Origin of the sequence: Micromonospora maris AB-18-032 (genome assembly GCF_000204155.1) — a bacterium.
Taxonomy (GTDB): Bacteria; Actinomycetota; Actinomycetes; order Mycobacteriales; family Micromonosporaceae; genus Micromonospora; species Micromonospora gifhornensis.
The window spans coordinates 4,874,685-4,891,059 of the sequence record NC_015434.1 but is presented as its reverse complement, the minus strand read 5'-3'; the positions used below and the strand labels follow the sequence as shown (position 1 = coordinate 4,891,059).

Genomic DNA, 16,375 nt, shown 5'->3' with positions numbered 1-16,375 from the left:
GTGGTGATGGATGTGGATGCCGGTGACTACACTGCGCGGCCGTGGAACCTGCCTCGCTCACCTCCGCCCTGGCCAAAGCGATCATGTCGCAGTTGGTCAGACAGTTGGCGGGCCCGGCACTGACGAGCGTGAAGACGCGCCTGGTGGGCGACCCGGAGCGCAAGGCGCTGGAGCAGGCGTTGGACCGCGCGTTCGGCCAGACCCGGCAGGCGTACGGGCACCAGCTCGCAGACTTCGACGTCAATCCTGACTTCTGGCAGCATGAGGGCGCCATGGAGCTGGCGAAGGTCCTCCTGCCCGGTGCGCGACCCTCGCCGGCGGCACTGGCCCGGCGGGCCGTCGAGTCGCTGGGGACCTTCCAGTCCGACGACGAACAACTCGACCGCATCAACCTGCTCCGCCCGGTGTTCAAGGCGTTCCTCGACGCCCTGAGCACCGAGGTACGCCGCGAACCGGCGCTGCAAGCCCTGCTGCACCGTTCCGACGAGGCCCACAGCGCCCAGGCGACCGGCAGGCTGGCCGAGCAGTCGGGTGCTGCCGGGGCCGGCGAAGACGATCTGCTGCACTACCTGACCTGGCTGATCGACCAGCACCGGTACCTGCCGACCGTGGGGGTGGTCCGCAACACCACCGTCCGGCTGCCGCTGACCGAGGTGTTCGTCGGGTTGCAGGCCCAGGTCGACAGACGTCCCGGTGACCGGGCGTGGGAGTGGTTCACGCGGGAACGCGACAAGCTGACCGCGCTGATGGAGACCGGTCAGCTCGACCAGACCGGCTTCGAGGCCGCCCTGGACCGGTTGCAGCTGACCTACGGCCGGAAGTTCCCCGCCGATGGTGAGCGGGACGATACAGCGACGCCGGTGCTGGACACGGTCGGCAGGAACGCCCAGTTGCTGGTGCTCGGCGACCCAGGTTCGGGCAAGACGACCCTGTTGCGCTACCTGGCCCTGACCTATGCCAAGGCCCGGATCGCCGATTCCACGGATCCGGCCACCCGACTGCCGATCTATCTGCGGATCGGCGAGTACGCCCAGCACGGCTACCCCCGGGTGGGCATCGGCGAGTTCCTCGTCGAGCACCTGCGCCGCCACGAATGCCGTACGCCGGGCCTGGCCGATCTGCTCCAGAGGCACCTCGACACCGGTCGGTGCCTGGTGCTGTTGGACGGTCTCGACGAGATCGCCTCCGCAGAGTTGCGGCGGGGGGTGGTCGCGGCGGTGGTCAACTTCGTCACCGCGCATGCCCGGCAGGGCAACCGCTTCGTGGTGACCAGCCGGATCTCCGGCTACCAGGCCGCGCCGCTACCCGACTCGTTCCACGCGGTGCGGTTGACGGAGATGGACGACGCGACGATCGAAGCTTTCCTGGAGGTCTACTGCCGGGAGGTGGAACGGGCCGAGACCCCGGAGCGGAGCGCCTCCGCGACCCGCGAGGCCGCCGCCCGGGAGGCCGCCGCGATCGGCGCGGCCCTGAAAACCACCCCGGGGGTACGCCGACTGGCCGCCAACCCGCTGCTGCTCACCGCCCTGGTCCTGGTGCACCGCTCCAGTGGGCGACTGCCGCACCGGCGGGTCGAGGCGTACATCGAGGTGTGTCACGCCCTGGGGCGCACCTGGCGCAGCGCGCAAGGGGTCGCGGAGGCCGACCTGCCGGACGAGCGGATCCTCAACCGGTGGTTGGCACGGCTCGGGGCCTGGCTGCACGAGCATCGCCCCGAGGGCGCGGCCAGCAAGCTGGAACTGCTCGACGTGCTCGGCCCGCTCTGGGCGGCGCACCACGGCAGCCCCTGGGATCCGCAGGTGTTGCGCGACGCCGACCCGTTGGACACCGATCCGGGTCGGGGGGTGCTCGACTTCGTCAGGAAGGTCGACGCGCACACGGGGCTGCTTGTCGAGCGGGCACCTGGAAGGTACGGCTTCGCTCACCTGACCTTCGAGGAGTACTACACCGGCCGAGCGCTGGCCCTGCTCGGCCCGATCGAGAACCGGGCGAGCGAGATCCGCCGCCGGCTGCACGATCCCCGCTACGACGAACCGATCCTGCTCGCCCTAGGCCTGATCGGCACCGATTACGCCGAGCAGATTGACGAGGTGGTCGCGCAGGCGATCTGGCCTGCGGCAGAACCCAGCGAGTACGAGGATCTGCTCGGACGTGACTTCCTGTTCATGCTCCGGGTCCTGGCCGATGACGTGCCGCTGACGCGGACCGCGACCATCGACGAGATCCTGCACCAGGCGATAGAGGAGTACCTCCACCGTGATTCCAGCCGATGCCGCTTCACCGCCTACCGGGAAGCCCTGGTCCAGCGACTGAGCGCACTCGGGGGCACCAGAGCTGGTGAGCGTTTCCGAGCCGCCGTTGACGCCTGGGTGGAGATCCTTGACTCGCTCGCGGGGATACCCGACGCCCTCGAGCCCGGACGTTGGTGTGAGCTGGCCGGGATAGCCGCTGCGCACGGTCAACTCCTCCCTGCCACCCGCAACCGGCTCGTGCGGCTTGCGACGAATTCTTCTGATCCATACCGGGCGATTCAGGCGATGGTGGTGTTGGCAAAACAGAATGCATGGACCGATGCGGTGGTCGCGGCGGCTCTGGCGTTGTTGAGGAGCGACTGTGGTTCGGACGTTAAGCGTTTCGCGCTGATTGCCTTGCGCCTTGCTGATGCTTTCACCCCTGATGTGGTTGACGCGATAATGGAGATGGCGACGAGTGCCGCCGATCCGTTCAATCGGCCGTTGGCGGTGGAGATGTTGGCGCTTCGCGGTCTGCTGACCGATGAGTTGATCGCGGCTGTCGTGGGACTGACGACGAAGGAACAGTCGGAGGACACGGCTTTGGCGTTGATGGAGTTGGCGTGGGCAGGTGTGTTGACTGACGAGGTGATCGCTGCGCTGGTGGGGTTGGCGACCGGCGCTGATCGCGTCGACGTCAGGGTTATGGCGGCGGAGGTACTGGCGGCCGGTGGGGAACCTGCTCCGGAGGTGGTCGCTGCATTGGCGGAGCTGGCGACCAGTGCTGCTGACTTTGAGGTTCGGGTGGTTGCGGTCGAGGAACTAGCTCGGTGTGGCCGGTTGACCGGTGAATCGGTGACGTCGGCGATGGAGGTGGCTACGAGCATCGGGGCCCCCGAATCGAGGACCAGAGCGATAAAGGTGTTGGCGGACGGTGGCCGGTTGACCGATGAGGTGGTTGCGGCGGCGGTGGAGTTGGCGACCGGGCCGGGCCGCACGGCCGTCAGGGTGCGGGCGATGAAGGCGTTAACCAGCAACGAGACACGGACCGATGAGGTGACCGCTGCGCTGGTGCGGGTGGCGACCACCGAAAGCGAGAACCTCTCCGAGCGCGTGCAGGCGATGGAGGTGCTGGGCGAGATTCGTGCGCTGGGCGGCGAGGTGGTCGCGGCCGCAGTTGGAGTCGCGACCGGCGAGCATCCACCGGACCTGCGGGCGCGGGCTATTTGGGCCCTCGCCGCAGGAGGGATGCTGACCGGACCGCTCGCCGCCATCGCTCAGGAGATCGTCGCCGAGGTGGAAGATTGGCGGATTCGACGCGCTCTCGTGCGACACCTGCGGTACGCCCCACCGACTATGGAACTCTTCGACACCCTGATGGCCCGGTTTCGGGACCGCAGCGCACCGGTCTGGGACGAGGTCGGAGACACGCTGGTCGAGATCTCCCGCCGGCATCCGGAGGTTGCCGCCGATATCCGATCGAGACTGGCTGCTGCCTGCACCGACCCGCTGATGCGGAGCGACTTCGTATACCGGGCGCTGCACCGTCAGGTCGAGGCCATCGGTTAACGGCACCGTCTAGTGGCTTGCTCAGGTAGCGGCACCAGATAGACCGGCAGCCGACCGGCCAGCTCGGCTGCCGGGTCGGCGCCTGGTGCCTGAGTCAGCGTTGCGCATCCCGGTCGCTGCGGAACCGGACGATTTCCTGGGCGATCAGCTCGTTAGCGTCGATGAGGCCGGTGGCGACGTCTCGAAGCGTTCTCTTCCACTCTTCGTCGAATTCGACGCCTGCGAGCGCGGCGTTTGCGACGGCGTTGGCAACCGCCGTTTCGACGTCGGACACCTCGGTATGTGGGCTGCTTCGATCTGTCATCCGGGGGGAGTTACCGGGACCCAGTCGGTGAAGCGTTGGTGCAGGTTCGGGTAGGCGTCGGGATGCAGGTCGGCGAGTTGTTCGGTGGCCTGTTCGCGCAGGGTGACCAGGTGGACCAGCAGCCCTGGCATGTTGCCCCGGTACTCGGCGAGCAGGCGCAGCTTCGCCGGTGAGCAGGGCCAGAAGCTGCCGCACGCCTGGCAGCGCCAGGTCGGGCGGTACGGGACGTGATCGCGCAGGTGCGCCCGCCTCACCGGTCGCCCCCGGCCGTGCCGCGCCGCCGGCTCCGAGCCCGGCTTCTGCTCGGCGGGGGTACGGGTCGAAGCCCGACCGGTCGTACGAACAACTCCCGGCGCTGGACGGCGTCGCCGTTGCGGTCGAGTACGTACGCCTGGATCCAGGCCCAGCCGTGGAAGCTGTTTCGGTCGGTCAGTTCACGGATGACCCGTACCGTGATCGGCTTGGCGAACTGCGGTGACGCCTCCTGTGTCAGCAGGTAGACGCCGGGTACGACGCGAGGGGTGCCGTCCTCCCGTGCACCGGGGGTCGGGGTGGCCGGGCGACTCCTCCAGCGCGAGACGGGGACAGCATTCGCGGGCCTGGGCAATGTCACGGGCACCTCCTCGTCTGGTCGGTGTGGCGGGCCGATGGCCACGGCCACTTCCTGCCACGGGCGGCGAAGGTCGCCGCGATAGTGCGGTGCTCTGGATGGGGGTCGCTGCGGTGGGGACATCCGGCAGCGACCCCCGGGACGTACGCGCCTGCCGGGTCGGGGGGATCGACCTCCACCAGGCACGCCGTGCTACTTCCACCTTGGACGTACGCCCCATACGGTGTGAATAGTCAGCACTCGATCGCGGAACGTAGCGGCCGGGTCCGGGCTTGGGTGGAGTCGGGCAGAGCGTCGGGGAAGGGTGTGGAAGTCGTGGGAATCTCGCCCTCGGAGTACCTGCTTCGTGAGCTGCGGCGTCGGCGTGGGGCCGCCGGGCTGACTCAGGCGCAACTCGGCGAGCGGGTCTTCTGCTCGGATTCGCAGGTGAGCGCCATCGAGACCGGCACGAAGCCGCCGACCCTGCCCTACCTGACCGCTGTGGATGGCGCGTTGGAGACCGGCGGCTACTTCGCGACCCTCTGGGACGAGTTGGTCAAGGGCGATTCCTCACCGGTCTGGCTGCGCGAATGGATTCAGATCGAGCGGGAGGCGACGGCGCTGCGCTGGTACGAGCACTCGTTCGTGCCGGGGCTGCTCCAGACCGAGGCGTACGCCCGCGCGACGTTCCGGGCGGCGCGGACGCCCGCTGCCGAACTGGATCGGCGGGTCGCGGCACGGTTACAGCGACAGGCGGTGCTCGCCCGTGACCCGAGTCCGCAGTTGTTCGTGGTGTTGGACGAGATGGTGCTGCGGCGGGCCTGCGGTGGCCCGGAGGTGATGGCCGAGCAGGTCGCCCACCTGATCAGTTGCGCCGAGCAGCCGCATATTCAGTTGCAGGTCGTCCCGCTGTCGGCTGGCATCTATTCGGGACTGGCCGGGGCGTTCATCCTGGCCGATCTGCCTGACGGAGCCCGTGCGGCCTGCGTGGACCATCAGCTTGAATCGCAGACCACTGGGCAGCCGGATCCGATAGCGCGCGTCGGTTTGGAGTGGGACGCGGTCCGGGGCGAAGCGCTCCCGTTGGGGCAGACACTCCACATGCTCAAGGAGGCGGCGAAGACATGGACAACCTGACCGGCGCACGGTGGCGTACCTCGTCGCGCTCCTCCACCAACGGCGGTGTCTGCGTCGAGGTCGCCGACAATTTGCCCGGGGTGGTCGGCGTACGCGATTCGAAGGATCCGACCGGCCCGGCGCTGACCTTCACCCCGGCCGCCTGGCGGGCCTTCCTCACCCGGTTCCCCGAGCGTCCCTGACCGCGCGCCCTCGGCCCACCGGCTGCTGAAACGGGTGTCGCCCCGGCCTCGACGGCCGGGGCGACAGTGTTGCTACTCGGTTCAGTTACGCGGGACGTTGCGGCGCTCGGGGATGAGCTCGTACCGCTCCGGGTCGATGGTGTTCAGGGTCCCGTCGGTGATCGCGTTGAAGATGCCGAAGAGGCCGTCCTCGACCTGCTTGGTCAGCATGCCGTGCTGCTTCTGGCCCCAGGACTGGGTCTGCCCACGGGTCTCGAACAGGATGGTGGCGCTACCCCGCAGGGCGAACGAACCAAGCGCGGTGCCCGGCAGGTTGGTGTTCTGCGGGTAGAGGGTCACCTTGCTCTGCGGCGAGTTGCCGGACTGGAGGGCGTCGTACACCGCGACGTTCACCCGACGCGAGGCGTCGTAGTTGAACTTGGGCCAGTTGCCGTGCTGGGCGGGGTTGTTGATGAAGCGCCCGGAGATGGAGAGGGTGGTGTAGTCGTCCATTCCCTCACCGGTGTAGCAGGCGGCCTGGTTGTGCAGGTCGGCGAAGATGTCGACAGTGCCGAACTCCTGCTCCAGCGCGCGGTACACGTCCCGCGCGGTCTGCGCCTCCGGGGTGATGTACCAGCCGGTGGAGGCGCTGTTGCCCGGGAAGTGGGCAGCCTGCGGAACGTAGTCGAGGTTGGGGTTGAAGTCGCGGTTCACGTCGAACCCGCCGACCCGGGTGTTGTAGTTCCAGGCCGTGCGGGCGTCGGCGAGCTGCGGGAAGTCGGCGACGACGTCGCTCCAGGTGCGCTGGTTCTGCCGAACGTCCGCCTCGCTGCCATCCGGGTTGAGCTTCGGAATGGCGACGATGGTGACGGCCTTGCGGATCTCTTCGGACCGCTTCGAGTTGTTGCCCAGGGTACGCAGGGCGTCGAGGACGGCGGCGGTGCCGTGCATCTCGTTGCCGTGGATCTGGCTCTGCACCAGGACCACGGTGTCGCCCTCGCCGACCCGGGCCGTCCAGATCTCGCGGCCCTGGTTCGAGTAGCCGGCGACGTCGACCTGGACCTTGCCGTTGCTGGTGTGCTCGATCTGCTGGAGGCTGCGGCGCAGTTCCTCGTGGCTGATGAAGCCCTGGACCGACTTGCCGCCGGTCTCGTTTCCGCAGTGCGATTCGAGCGGTTGGGCGGCTGCCGGAGCGGTAATTGACACCGCCATTCCGGGAAGGCCGATGAGCAGCGCGGCGGCGACTGCGACGTGACGCTTTACCCGACTTGGTGACGCTGACGGAATAGCTTGACGCATGGATAGCCCTCCACAGTGATCGGGTGGATCTAGTTCGCCACCTAAGCACAGTTGGGTGCGGCTAGCAATGGATCGCTTTGACCGGGGCACCGCTTTCCGGCGATTCCCGGGACCGTGGCGACGCTGCATGGAGCGCCGTTTTGCCGTGCTCGTCGTTATGGCGACATCGCCAATCTCAAGATTTCCTCAACTGTTGGCAGTCAAGCCTGTCGAGAACTGCCGGCGCGTTTAATGTGCCGCATCCGGTCGCCTGTCACGACTCTGAAAAAATTAAAGATCCGTGCGATCGAGCCCGACGATTGTAGGAGATTTGACGAGCAGATCTGGACATCTGTCCAACAGCGAATTCACGGGCCGGTTCTGCGCAATGGTCGCCCCGGTCGCTGGCCGGGGCAACTCCCCGTTCAGACGGGCCGCGACCGGAGTCGGTGCGGGCAGCCGGCGCTGTTGGTCAGTAGTGCGGCCATGCGTTCGCCGAGATCGCCATCGCGCCCCGCAGCAGCACCAAGCCGCCGTTCCTCGCCGCCGCAGCCGGAGCGCCCGCGCCGTCGAGCACTACTCGCGCTGATCATCAGGTGCTGCGGCGCCCGGCGCTCGGGCCGCGTGGAGTGCGTTGGTGACGAGGCGGTCGGCGAAGTCCCGGTCGAGTGGTCCGGTCCCGAGCAGCCAGCGCTGGGTCAGGGGTGCGTAGAGCATCTCCACGATGAGGTCGAGGTCCGCGTCCGGGTGGAGTTGTCCCTGCTCCTGCGCAGTGCGCAGGCGGCGACGTTTCGCCTCGTTGATGGGGGCCGCCATCCGGCGGCGGTAGTCCGCGGCGAGGTCGGCGTCCGTGATCATCTCGATGTAGAGGGCGCGCAGGGGCGCCTCGAATGCCGGGTCGGCGAACTCGGCGACGGTGGCTCGCAGGACGGTGCGCAGGTCTGCGTCGATGTCCCCGGTGTCGGGCAACTCGACGGTGCCGGGCGTGCCGGACTCGGCGCCCTCGGGCGTCTCGCTCAGCGCGAGTAGCGCGTCGAACACCACCGCGCCCTTGGACGGCCACCACCGGTAGATCGTCTGCTTGCCCACCCCGGCGCGTGCCGCGATCTTCTCGATGGTCAGTGCCCGGAAACCCGCCTCGGCGAGGAGTTCGCGGGTCGCCGCGAGGATCGCGGCGCGCGACCGTGGGTTGCGGCGGCCCGGGTCGGGTGCTCGGGAGGTCATGAGAACGCAGTTTAGGCAAGACGAGACGTATCGGATTGCTTGCCGCGCCCTCGTGTGGCACTCTCAAAACGAGACGGTACGTATCGTCTTGTCTTTGGCCGCGAGGGCGGCCCGGATTGGAGGAATCGGTGACAGTGGATACGGATGCCAAGGGCCGCATCTGGTTCATCACCGGCGCGAGCCGGGGCCTGGGGAGGGCGTTCACCGAGGAGGCGCTCGCCGCCGGGGATCGTGTCATCGGCGTCGCCCGGGACGTGTCACCCCTTGCCGAGTTGATCGACCGGTCGGACGGGCGGCTGGTCGCGTACCCCCTGGATGTCTCGGACCGGGCGGCGGTGATGGCCGGCGTGCGACGTGCGGTGGCGGTGTTCGGCCGGCTCGACGTGGTGGTCAACAACGCCGGCGGCGCGCTGCTGGGGATGATCGAGGAGGTCTCGGAGGAGCAGGCCCGGCGGCACCTGGACACGAACCTGTTCGGAGTGTTGTGGGTGGCCCAGGCGGTCGCACCGTACCTGCGCGAGCAGCGCTCCGGGCACCTGCTGATGATCTCGTCGATGGGATCGGCCGGCGGATTCGCCTCGACCGGGCTCTACGGCGCGGGAAAGGCCGCGGTCGGGGCGATCTCCGACGCCTTGGCGATGGAGCTTGCCGACTTCGGTGTGCACGTCACGCTGGTCGGTCCCGGCGGGTACGAGACCGGTCTGTTCACCAAGGGGCTGACCCTGGCGGACCCGAATCCGGCGTACGCCGAGTTGCGGGCCCGGCTGGAGCGGCTGTGGGGGGAGTCCCGCGACTTCGATCCGGCCGACGCGGCGCGGGTGCTGCGGGAGATCGTCGACCTGGCGTCCCCGCCGCGCCGGATCGTGCTCGGTGGCGTGGCGTTCGACATGGTCGCCGAGTTGGAGCGGACCCGCTGGGCCGAGTACGCCCGCTGGGAAGCCCTCAGTCGCCGCGCGGACCGGCCCTGATCCGGCCGGGGTTGCGGAGCGGGGGGTGACGCGGTACGCCATGCTTGCGCAGATCGCCGATGGTTCCGGGTGCCCCGCCCGGCGGTGGTCTGAGAGTCGAGGATGGAATGGAATTCTTGACCAGTCCCGAGCTGTGGATCGCGTTCGCGACCCTGCTCCTGCTGGAGATCGTGCTGGGCATCGACAACGTCGTGTTCATCTCGATCCTGTCCGGCCGGCTACCCGAGCATCAACAGGCCCGAGCCCGTACGATCGGCATCTCGCTGGCCCTGGTCACGCGGCTGCTGCTGCTCGCCTCGCTGTCCTGGATCATCGGGTTGACCGCGCCCCTGTTCACCGTGCTCGGGCAGGAGATATCCGGGCGGGATCTGATCCTGTTGCTCGGCGGCTTGTTCCTGGTCGGTAAGGCGACGTACGAGATCCATGAGCACCTGGAGGGCTCCGACCACGGCCGGTCGAAGAAGAAGGTCGTGTCCTTCGGCGCGGTCATCGCGCAGATCCTGGTACTGGACATCGTCTTCTCGCTGGACTCGGTGATCACGGCAGTCGGCATGGTCGACGAGCTGGCCATCATGATCGCCGCCGTGGTGATCGCGATGATCATCATGCTGGTCTCGGCCGCAGCGGTCAGCAACTTCGTCAACCAGCACCCGACGGTGAAGATGCTGGCCCTGTCGTTCCTGCTGATCATCGGTGCGAGCCTGATCGCGGAGAGCCTCGACCAGCACATTCCGAAGGGCTACGTGTACGGGCCGATCGCCTTCTCCATCTTCGTGGAGTTCCTCAACCTGCGGGTACGGGCGCGGCAGCGCCGCGAGCAGGAGACGAAGCCGGTGCAGTTGCACCCGACGTACGTCAAGAACAGCCCGGCCCGGCCCGACCCCGAGCCCGAGCCGGAGGTGACCCCCGCCAGCTGAGTCTGCCCCGCGACCGTGCGCCGCCCGTACCCCGGTGGGTACGGGCGGCGTCCGTCGTCTATGGACAGTCGACATCCTGGATGCCTGGTGAAGGTCGGGGCTACCCGAGCGTAACTTTTCATTGACGTTTCTAGATTGTGACGGGATCATCATTGCACGGTCGATCGGACACACCCCCCACCTTTGCCCCGGCAACCCCGGGGCTCTCCCCTTGGGAGGTGCAGCGATGCTGCTCCGAAAGGCTGTCCCCGTCCTCGCGCTGACCCTCGCCGCCGTCCTGTCGGCACCCCCCGCCTCGGCTGCCGTGACCTCGGCCGCCGCGGTGGCTGCCGAAGCACCGGCCAGCACCGCCGCCGTGACCACGGCAGCCGACGCGTCGGTCGCCAGTGCGGCCGGCGACGGGCTCGGTGCCCTCGCCAATGCCAACCCGGTGATCGTGGTCGGTGGGCTCAGCGGCATCGCCGCGGTGTACCAGCCGCTGGCTGCCCGGCTGCGCGCCGACGGCTACCGGGTCTGGGTCTACGAGTTGCCCAATCTCGGGCTCGGCGACATCGCCGCCTCCGCCGGCAGCCTGCGCACCTTCGTCGGAACGGTCCGCTCCAGCACCGGCGCGGCCAAGATCGACCTGGTCGCTCACTCCGAGGGTGGCCTGGTCAGTCGGTACTACATCAAAAATCTGGGCGGTGGCGACACCATCGGTCGCTACGTCAGCCTCGGCACCCCCCAGTACGGCACCTACGTCGCCAACATGCTGGCGTTCCTCGGCCTGGGCAGTTGCGCCGGAATCGTCGCCTGCCAGCAGATGACCATCGGTTCGTCGTTCCTCGCCGCGCTCAACGCGGGTGACGACACTCCGGGCTCGGTCCGCTGGACCACCGTACGCACCTGGCAGGACGAACTCGTCCGCCCGGTCGACAACGCCACGCTGGCCGACGGCGCGACGAACGTCCTCATCCAGGCCAAGTGCCCCCTACGCGTGGTGGGTCACCTCGCCCTGGTCGTGGACGGCACCACGTACTCGATCATCCGCCAAGCCCTCCGCGACCACCCCATCAACCCCTCCTGCCTAGCCCTCTAACCCTTCCCCCACCCCACCCCCGTCCCACCCCCGCCCCACCCCCCTACCCCCTCGTCGCGTCGCCCCCGCCCTCTCGCATCGTCGATCTTGCACTTATCGACGGGACATTAAGGGCATAGGGCGTATTCAGGCGACCAAAAGTGCAAGATCGCGGGGGCGGGGCGGGGGGAGGGGGTGGGTGGGGGTGGGGGTTAGGCGGCGGTGGAGAGGGTTTCGTATTCGGTGTCGGTGAGGGTTACCTGGGCGGCGGCGACGTTCTCCTCGAGGTGGGCTACCGAGGAGGTGCCGGGGATGGGGAGCATGACGGGGGAGCGGCGCAGCAGCCAGGCCAGGGCGAGCTGGGCGGGGGTGGCGCCGTGCTCGGTGGAGATCGCGTCCAGCGGGCCGCCGGGGCGGGCCAGTTCGCCGGTGGCGATCGGGTACCACGGGATGAAGGCGATGTCGTTGTTCTCGCAGTAGGTGACGACGTCCTCGGCCTTGCGGTTGACCAGGTTGTAGAGGTTCTGCACGGAGGCGATCGGCGCGATCTGGCGGGCCGCCTCGATCTGCTCGACGGTCACCTCGGACAGGCCGATGTGTCGGATCTTGCCCTCCTCCTTGAGCAGCACCAACTCGCCGAGCTGATCGGCCAGCGGCACCTTCGCATCGATGCGGTGCAGCTGGTAGAGCCCGATGCTCTCCAGGCCCAGGTGGCGCAGGCTCAGCTCGCACTGCTGCCGCAGATACTCCGGCCGGCCGAGGGGACGCCAGTCACCCGGGCCGCTGCGCGACAGGCCGGCCTTCGTCGCGATGAGCAGATCATCGGCGTACGGGTGCAACGCCTCCTTGATCAGCAGTTCGGAGACGAACGGCCCGTACGAGTCGGCGGTGTCGATGAACGTCACGCCCAGCTCGTACGCCCGGCGCAGGACCCGTACCGCCTCGGCCGGGTCCTTCGGGTCGCCCCAGACGCCCGGGCCGGTGATCTGCATTGCCCCGTATCCGAGCCGGTCGACGGTCAGGTCACCGCCGATCCGGTAGGTGCCGGAGGCCTTGGCGGGTCGAGTGTCAGCATTGCTCGCCATGTCATTCCCATCGCGTCGATCGTCCTCGTCGGCCAATCTAGTCGTCATTGCTGCTCCCTGCTCCGATCGCGACACCATCGTGGTGCGCCCCGGATCTGCTGAGCGCCCGGTGTGGCCTGCCGGTTCATGGAAGGCTGGACGGTACCGCCGCGTGTGCCGCCGTCGGGCGCGGACGGGCCGCGAAAGGGAGCGTCATGACCGCAGAGCCGAACCTCGACTTCGCGCTTGACACGTACGAGTGCGTCGTGCTTTATCCCGGCACGGCCGGACGGGCGCTGCCCGCCGAGACCATCCAGCGGTTGCAGGCCGAGCACGCCGAACACATGCAGGCGCTCCAGCGGCGGGGGATCATCCTGGTGGCCGGAGCGGTCGACGGCAACGAGGCCCGGGAACCGGACCCGCCGCTGGGCTTCGGTCTGGCCCGCACCGGTTCGGTCGACGACGTGCGCAGCGTGATGGACGCCGACCCGGCGGTGCAGGCCGGGCTCTACCGGGTGGACGTGATGACCTTCCTCTGCCCGGCCGGTTCGCTCGAGTTTCCGCTGGCCAAGACGGAAAGCTGAACCGCAGCGGGGGTTGACCTTCGGCAATCGTGCGGTCACGAGCGGTTGGCGGAGCGGAGCGGCTCGGCGCACCCTGGCATGGGAGGCGTACCATTCCCGGCGCGCGGTCGCTGATGCCCGCCATCGACGTTCCGGCGTGGCTACGCCCGCCGGCAGCGCGCGTACGTCGCGCGCCGTTGGACAATTGTTCCGCTTTGCGCAAGGGGTCGGCCCGTGGTCCGACCCGGAGGAGAGACTAGCCTGATGGGCGTGACACGCCGCGCGAAGATCGTTTGCACTCTTGGTCCTGCCACTTCGTCGCCCGAGCGCATCCGTGGGCTCGTCGAGGCCGGTATGAACGTGGCGAGGCTGAACTTCAGCCACGGCAGCCACGCCGATCACGAGGCGGTCTACCACCTGGTCCGCGAGGCATCGGAGGCGACCGGCAAGCCGGTGGCGATCCTGGCCGACCTGCAAGGGCCGAAGATCCGGCTGGGCCGCTTCGCCGACGGCCCGCACGAGTGGCGCACCGGCGACTCCGTGGTGATCACCGGAGACGACGTCGTGGGTAGCAAGGAGCGGGTCTCCTGCACCTACCGCAAGCTCCCGCAGGAGGTCAAGCCCGGTGACCGGCTGCTGATCGACGACGGCCGGGTGGCCGTCGAGGTCACCGACGTCACCGGCAACGACATCCGGGTGCTGGTCACCGAGGGCGGGCCGGTCAGCAACAACAAGGGCGTCTCGCTGCCCAACGTGGCGGTCAGCGTGCCGGCCCTGTCGGACAAGGACGCCGACGATCTGCGCTTCGCGCTCGGCCTCGGCGTCGACCTGGTCGCGCTCTCCTTCGTCCGCTCCGCCGAAGACATCAAGCTCTGCCACGCGATCATGAACGAGGTCGGCGTACACCGGCCGGTGCTGGCCAAGGTCGAGAAGCCGGAGGCGGTCGACCACCTGGAGGCCATCGTGCTGGCCTTCGACGGGGTGATGGTCGCCCGCGGTGACCTCGGCGTGGAGTTGCCGCTGGACGAGGTGCCGCTGGTGCAGAAGCGCGCCGTGCAGCTGTGCCGGGAGAACGCCAAGCCGGTCATCGTGGCCACCCAGATGCTCGACTCGATGATCGAGAATTCGCGGCCCACCCGCGCCGAGGCCTCCGACGTCGCCAACGCGGTGCTCGACGGTGCCGACGCGGTGATGCTCTCCGGCGAGACCAGCGTGGGCAAGTACCCGGTGCTCACCGTCAGCACCATGGCCAAGATCGTCAGCACCACCGAGTCGGGCTCGATCGCCGTCCCCCGCCTCCAGCACGACCCGCGTACGCACGGTGGCGCCCTCACCGTCGCCGCGTCCTCGATCGCCCGGGCCATCGGCGCCAAGGCGCTTGTCGCCTTCTCGCAGACCGGCGACACCGTGCGCCGGCTCAGCCGACTGCACTGCGACCTGCCGCTGCTGGCCTTCACCCCGGTTCCGGAGGTACGCAGCCAGCTCGCCCTCTGCTGGGGTGTGGAGACCTTCCTGATGCCGTTCGTGCAGCACACCGACGACATGTTCCGGCAGGTCGACCAGGCGCTGCTCGGCCTCAACCGGGCCACCCCGGGCGACTACGTGGTGATCGTGGCGGGCAGCCCGCCCGGCACCCCCGGCTCCACCAACACCCTGCGGGTGCACCAGCTCGGTTCGCTTGTCGACGCCGCCTCGGCGCGGGCCCTGCAGTGACCGACGACCAGGTGCTCGTCGGTCAGGCCGCCGTCGACCAGCTGCTGGAGGTCCTCGACCTGGTGCCGACCGGCACCAGGTCGTTCCGGGGGATGAGCCCCCCGGTCGGACCCCAGCGGGTGTACGGCGGACAGGTCGCCGGCCAGGCCCTGGTCGCTGCCGGCCGCACCGTCGACCCGGAGCGGGTGGTCCACTCGCTGCACGGCTACTTCGTGCGCCCCGGTGACCCGGTCGAGCCGATCGAGTACGAGGTGGAGAGCATCCGGGACGGCCGGTCCTTCTCGGTACGCCGCTCGGTGGCGCTGCAACACGGCGAGCCGATCTTCTTCATGTCGGCGTCGTTCCAGCGCCCCGAGGAGGGGCTGGACCACCACGCCCCTGTCCCGCCGGACGTGCCCGCGCCCGACCAGGTGCCCACCATGTCCGACCGGCTGGCCCGCTACCCGGAACGCCTCGGCGTCTGGGGGCAGATCCCCCGGCCCATCGACGTACGCTACGTCGGCGAGCCCGGCTGGGTACGCCCCGGCGACCGCCCCGCGGACCCGCACCAGCGGGTGTGGATGCGCATCGACGGAAAGCTTCCCGACGATCCGCTGCTGCACGCCTGCGCCCTCACCTACGCCTCCGACCTCACCCTGCTCGACTCGGTGCTCTCGGTGCACGGCGAGGTGTGGGGCCCCGGCGGGGTGGTCGGTGCCAGCCTCGACCACGCGGTGTGGTTCCACCGGCCGTTCCGCGCCGACGAGTGGTTCCTCTACGACTGCTGGAGCCCGTCGGCCTCCGGCGCCCGGGGCCTGGCCACCGGCAGGTTGTTCACCATCGACGGACGGCACATCGCCAGCGTCGTCCAAGAGGGACTGCTGCGCCGCGTCGGCGCCTGATCCGGCGGCCGTACCATCCGGGTCAGCCGATCGGTGCAGGGGTGATCGTCCGGGTGGAGCCGCGGGCCGACTAACCTGTCGGGCATGCGACTCTCCGCCCGGGTGGACTACGCCCTTCGAGCGGTCACCGAGCTGGCCTCGGTGACCGGGGCCGGGCGTGGCCGTCCGGTGACCGCCGACCAGATCGCCCGCGCCCAGGACATTCCACCGAAGTTCCTGGAGAGCATCCTGCTGCAGCTGCGCCGCGGCGGCATCATGCAAGCCCAGCGGGGCCCCGAAGGCGGCTACTGGCTGGCTCGACCCGCCGAGGAGATCTCCCTGGCCGACGTGATCCGGGTGATCGACGGCCCGCTGGCCCACATCCGGGGCCAACGGCCCGAGCAACTCGGCTACCAGGGTGCCGCCCGGGCGTTGCAGGACGTCTGGATCGCGCTACGCGCCAACGAACGCCAGATCCTCGAACTGGTCACCGTCGCCGACGTGGCGCAGGGCACGCTGCCCGAGCAGGTCACCAAGCTGGTCTCCGACCCCCGCGCCTGGACCTGACCGCCACTTTCGGACCTGACCCCGGTACCTGGCGTGTGTGCGGTCCGGTGTCGCGGTGGATGAGGATGCTGACGACGGCGCGCGGGCTGGACCGCCCCGATTTCGGGTGGCATTGGTTCCGGCTTCCGGCTTCTGGATGACACGCCGCTCCTGGATCCGGCACCCGCTCCTGG

16 protein-coding genes are annotated in these 16,375 nt (G+C 68.9%); 10 read left to right on the top strand and 6 right to left on the bottom strand.

The window, feature by feature from the left end; all coding sequences use genetic code 11:
• The first annotated feature begins 41 nt into the window (after positions 1-41).
• Positions 42-3,800, top strand: coding sequence for an NACHT domain-containing protein (locus tag VAB18032_RS21505; RefSeq protein WP_013735029.1), 3,759 nt, complete (start codon positions 42-44; stop codon positions 3,798-3,800).
• Positions 3,801-3,894: 94 nt separating this feature from the next.
• Here the strand turns inward: VAB18032_RS21505 and VAB18032_RS21500 are convergent, their stop codons facing one another.
• The 3 genes from VAB18032_RS21500 to VAB18032_RS21490 are packed head-to-tail and all read right to left on the bottom strand — an operon-like array spanning position 3,895 to position 4,717.
• Positions 3,895-4,074, bottom strand: a complete 180-nt coding sequence (locus VAB18032_RS21500) for an antitoxin VbhA family protein (RefSeq protein WP_013735028.1) — start codon at positions 4,072-4,074, stop codon at positions 3,895-3,897.
• Between the two features lie 26 nt (positions 4,075-4,100).
• Entirely contained in the window at positions 4,101-4,358 is a 258-nt protein-coding gene (locus VAB18032_RS21495) for a hypothetical protein (RefSeq protein WP_013735027.1), read from the bottom strand.
• Positions 4,355-4,717: a hypothetical protein gene (locus tag VAB18032_RS21490; RefSeq protein WP_232510840.1), complete on the bottom strand. Its 363-nt coding sequence runs from the start codon at positions 4,715-4,717 to the stop codon at positions 4,355-4,357. Before VAB18032_RS21490 ends, VAB18032_RS21495 begins: the two co-directional genes overlap by 4 nt.
• 303 nt (positions 4,718-5,020) lie before the next feature.
• On the opposite strand from VAB18032_RS21490, the gene VAB18032_RS21485 reads away from it, so the two are divergent.
• Positions 5,021-5,830: a helix-turn-helix domain-containing protein gene (locus VAB18032_RS21485; protein WP_013735025.1), complete on the top strand. Its 810-nt coding sequence runs from the start codon at positions 5,021-5,023 to the stop codon at positions 5,828-5,830.
• The gene (locus VAB18032_RS21480) at positions 5,818-6,012 is read left to right on the top strand and encodes a DUF397 domain-containing protein (protein WP_013735024.1); all 195 of its coding nucleotides are present in this window, start codon (positions 5,818-5,820) and stop codon (positions 6,010-6,012) included. Before VAB18032_RS21485 ends, VAB18032_RS21480 begins: the two co-directional genes overlap by 13 nt.
• Before the next feature lie 81 nt (positions 6,013-6,093).
• On the opposite strand, the gene VAB18032_RS21475 is transcribed toward VAB18032_RS21480, so the two are convergent.
• Both VAB18032_RS21475 and VAB18032_RS21470 read right to left on the bottom strand, forming a co-directional pair.
• Positions 6,094-7,203 carry a M14 family zinc carboxypeptidase gene (locus VAB18032_RS21475; protein WP_415878004.1) on the bottom strand — a complete coding sequence of 370 codons (1,110 nt, stop codon included), beginning with the start codon at positions 7,201-7,203 and terminating at the stop codon, positions 6,094-6,096.
• A gap of 642 nt (positions 7,204-7,845) precedes the next feature.
• Complete coding sequence (locus VAB18032_RS21470; RefSeq protein ID WP_013735021.1) at positions 7,846-8,493, bottom strand: TetR/AcrR family transcriptional regulator; 648 nt, start codon at positions 8,491-8,493, stop codon at positions 7,846-7,848.
• 128 nt (positions 8,494-8,621) lie between these two features.
• Between VAB18032_RS21470 and VAB18032_RS21465 the strand changes: the two genes are divergently transcribed.
• From VAB18032_RS21465 to VAB18032_RS21455, 3 genes are all read left to right on the top strand, one after another.
• On the top strand, positions 8,622-9,461 hold the full coding sequence (locus VAB18032_RS21465; RefSeq protein ID WP_198408916.1) for an SDR family NAD(P)-dependent oxidoreductase: 840 nt from the start codon (positions 8,622-8,624) through the stop codon (positions 9,459-9,461).
• 107 nt (positions 9,462-9,568) lie between these two features.
• A complete protein-coding gene (locus tag VAB18032_RS21460; RefSeq protein ID WP_013735019.1) occupies positions 9,569-10,378 on the top strand; it encodes a TerC family protein in 810 nt (269 codons plus the stop codon).
• A gap of 226 nt (positions 10,379-10,604) precedes the next feature.
• Positions 10,605-11,456 carry an esterase/lipase family protein gene (locus tag VAB18032_RS21455; protein ID WP_013735018.1) on the top strand — a complete coding sequence of 284 codons (852 nt, stop codon included), beginning with the start codon at positions 10,605-10,607 and terminating at the stop codon, positions 11,454-11,456.
• A 191-nt stretch (positions 11,457-11,647) separates the two neighbouring features.
• On the opposite strand, the gene VAB18032_RS21450 is transcribed toward VAB18032_RS21455, so the two are convergent.
• Complete coding sequence (locus tag VAB18032_RS21450) at positions 11,648-12,520, bottom strand: aldo/keto reductase (RefSeq protein ID WP_013735017.1); 873 nt, start codon at positions 12,518-12,520, stop codon at positions 11,648-11,650.
• A gap of 194 nt (positions 12,521-12,714) precedes the next feature.
• On the opposite strand from VAB18032_RS21450, the gene VAB18032_RS21445 reads away from it, so the two are divergent.
• From VAB18032_RS21445 to VAB18032_RS21430, 4 genes are all read left to right on the top strand, one after another.
• Positions 12,715-13,083, top strand: a complete 369-nt coding sequence (locus VAB18032_RS21445) for a YciI family protein (protein ID WP_013735016.1) — start codon at positions 12,715-12,717, stop codon at positions 13,081-13,083.
• Between the two features lie 243 nt (positions 13,084-13,326).
• Entirely contained in the window at positions 13,327-14,775 is a 1,449-nt protein-coding gene (pyk, locus tag VAB18032_RS21440; RefSeq protein WP_043721498.1) for a pyruvate kinase, read from the top strand.
• Positions 14,772-15,656, top strand: a complete 885-nt coding sequence (locus VAB18032_RS21435) for an acyl-CoA thioesterase (RefSeq protein ID WP_013735014.1) — start codon at positions 14,772-14,774, stop codon at positions 15,654-15,656. Before pyk ends, VAB18032_RS21435 begins: the two co-directional genes overlap by 4 nt.
• Positions 15,657-15,740: 84 nt before the next feature.
• On the top strand, positions 15,741-16,202 hold the full coding sequence (locus tag VAB18032_RS21430) for an RrF2 family transcriptional regulator (protein WP_013735013.1): 462 nt from the start codon (positions 15,741-15,743) through the stop codon (positions 16,200-16,202).
• Positions 16,203-16,375: the final 173 nt, after the last annotated feature.

What these genes read in the sequence shown, in the direction of transcription:
- VAB18032_RS21470 (WP_013735021.1), bottom strand. Translation starts at nt 8,493, where the DNA reads ATGACCTCCCGAGCACCCGACCCGGGCCGCCGCAACCCACGGTCGCGC.
- VAB18032_RS21480 (WP_013735024.1), top strand. Translation starts at nt 5,818, where the DNA reads ATGGACAACCTGACCGGCGCACGGTGGCGTACCTCGTCGCGCTCCTCC.
- VAB18032_RS21430 (WP_013735013.1), top strand. Translation starts at nt 15,741, where the DNA reads ATGCGACTCTCCGCCCGGGTGGACTACGCCCTTCGAGCGGTCACCGAG.
- VAB18032_RS21475 (WP_415878004.1), bottom strand. Translation starts at nt 7,203, where the DNA reads ATGGCGGTGTCAATTACCGCTCCGGCAGCCGCCCAACCGCTCGAATCG.
- VAB18032_RS21450 (WP_013735017.1), bottom strand. Translation starts at nt 12,520, where the DNA reads ATGGCGAGCAATGCTGACACTCGACCCGCCAAGGCCTCCGGCACCTAC.
- VAB18032_RS21460 (WP_013735019.1), top strand. Translation starts at nt 9,569, where the DNA reads ATGGAATTCTTGACCAGTCCCGAGCTGTGGATCGCGTTCGCGACCCTG.
- pyk (WP_043721498.1), top strand. Translation starts at nt 13,327, where the DNA reads ATGGGCGTGACACGCCGCGCGAAGATCGTTTGCACTCTTGGTCCTGCC.
- VAB18032_RS21445 (WP_013735016.1), top strand. Translation starts at nt 12,715, where the DNA reads ATGACCGCAGAGCCGAACCTCGACTTCGCGCTTGACACGTACGAGTGC.
- VAB18032_RS21455 (WP_013735018.1), top strand. Translation starts at nt 10,605, where the DNA reads ATGCTGCTCCGAAAGGCTGTCCCCGTCCTCGCGCTGACCCTCGCCGCC.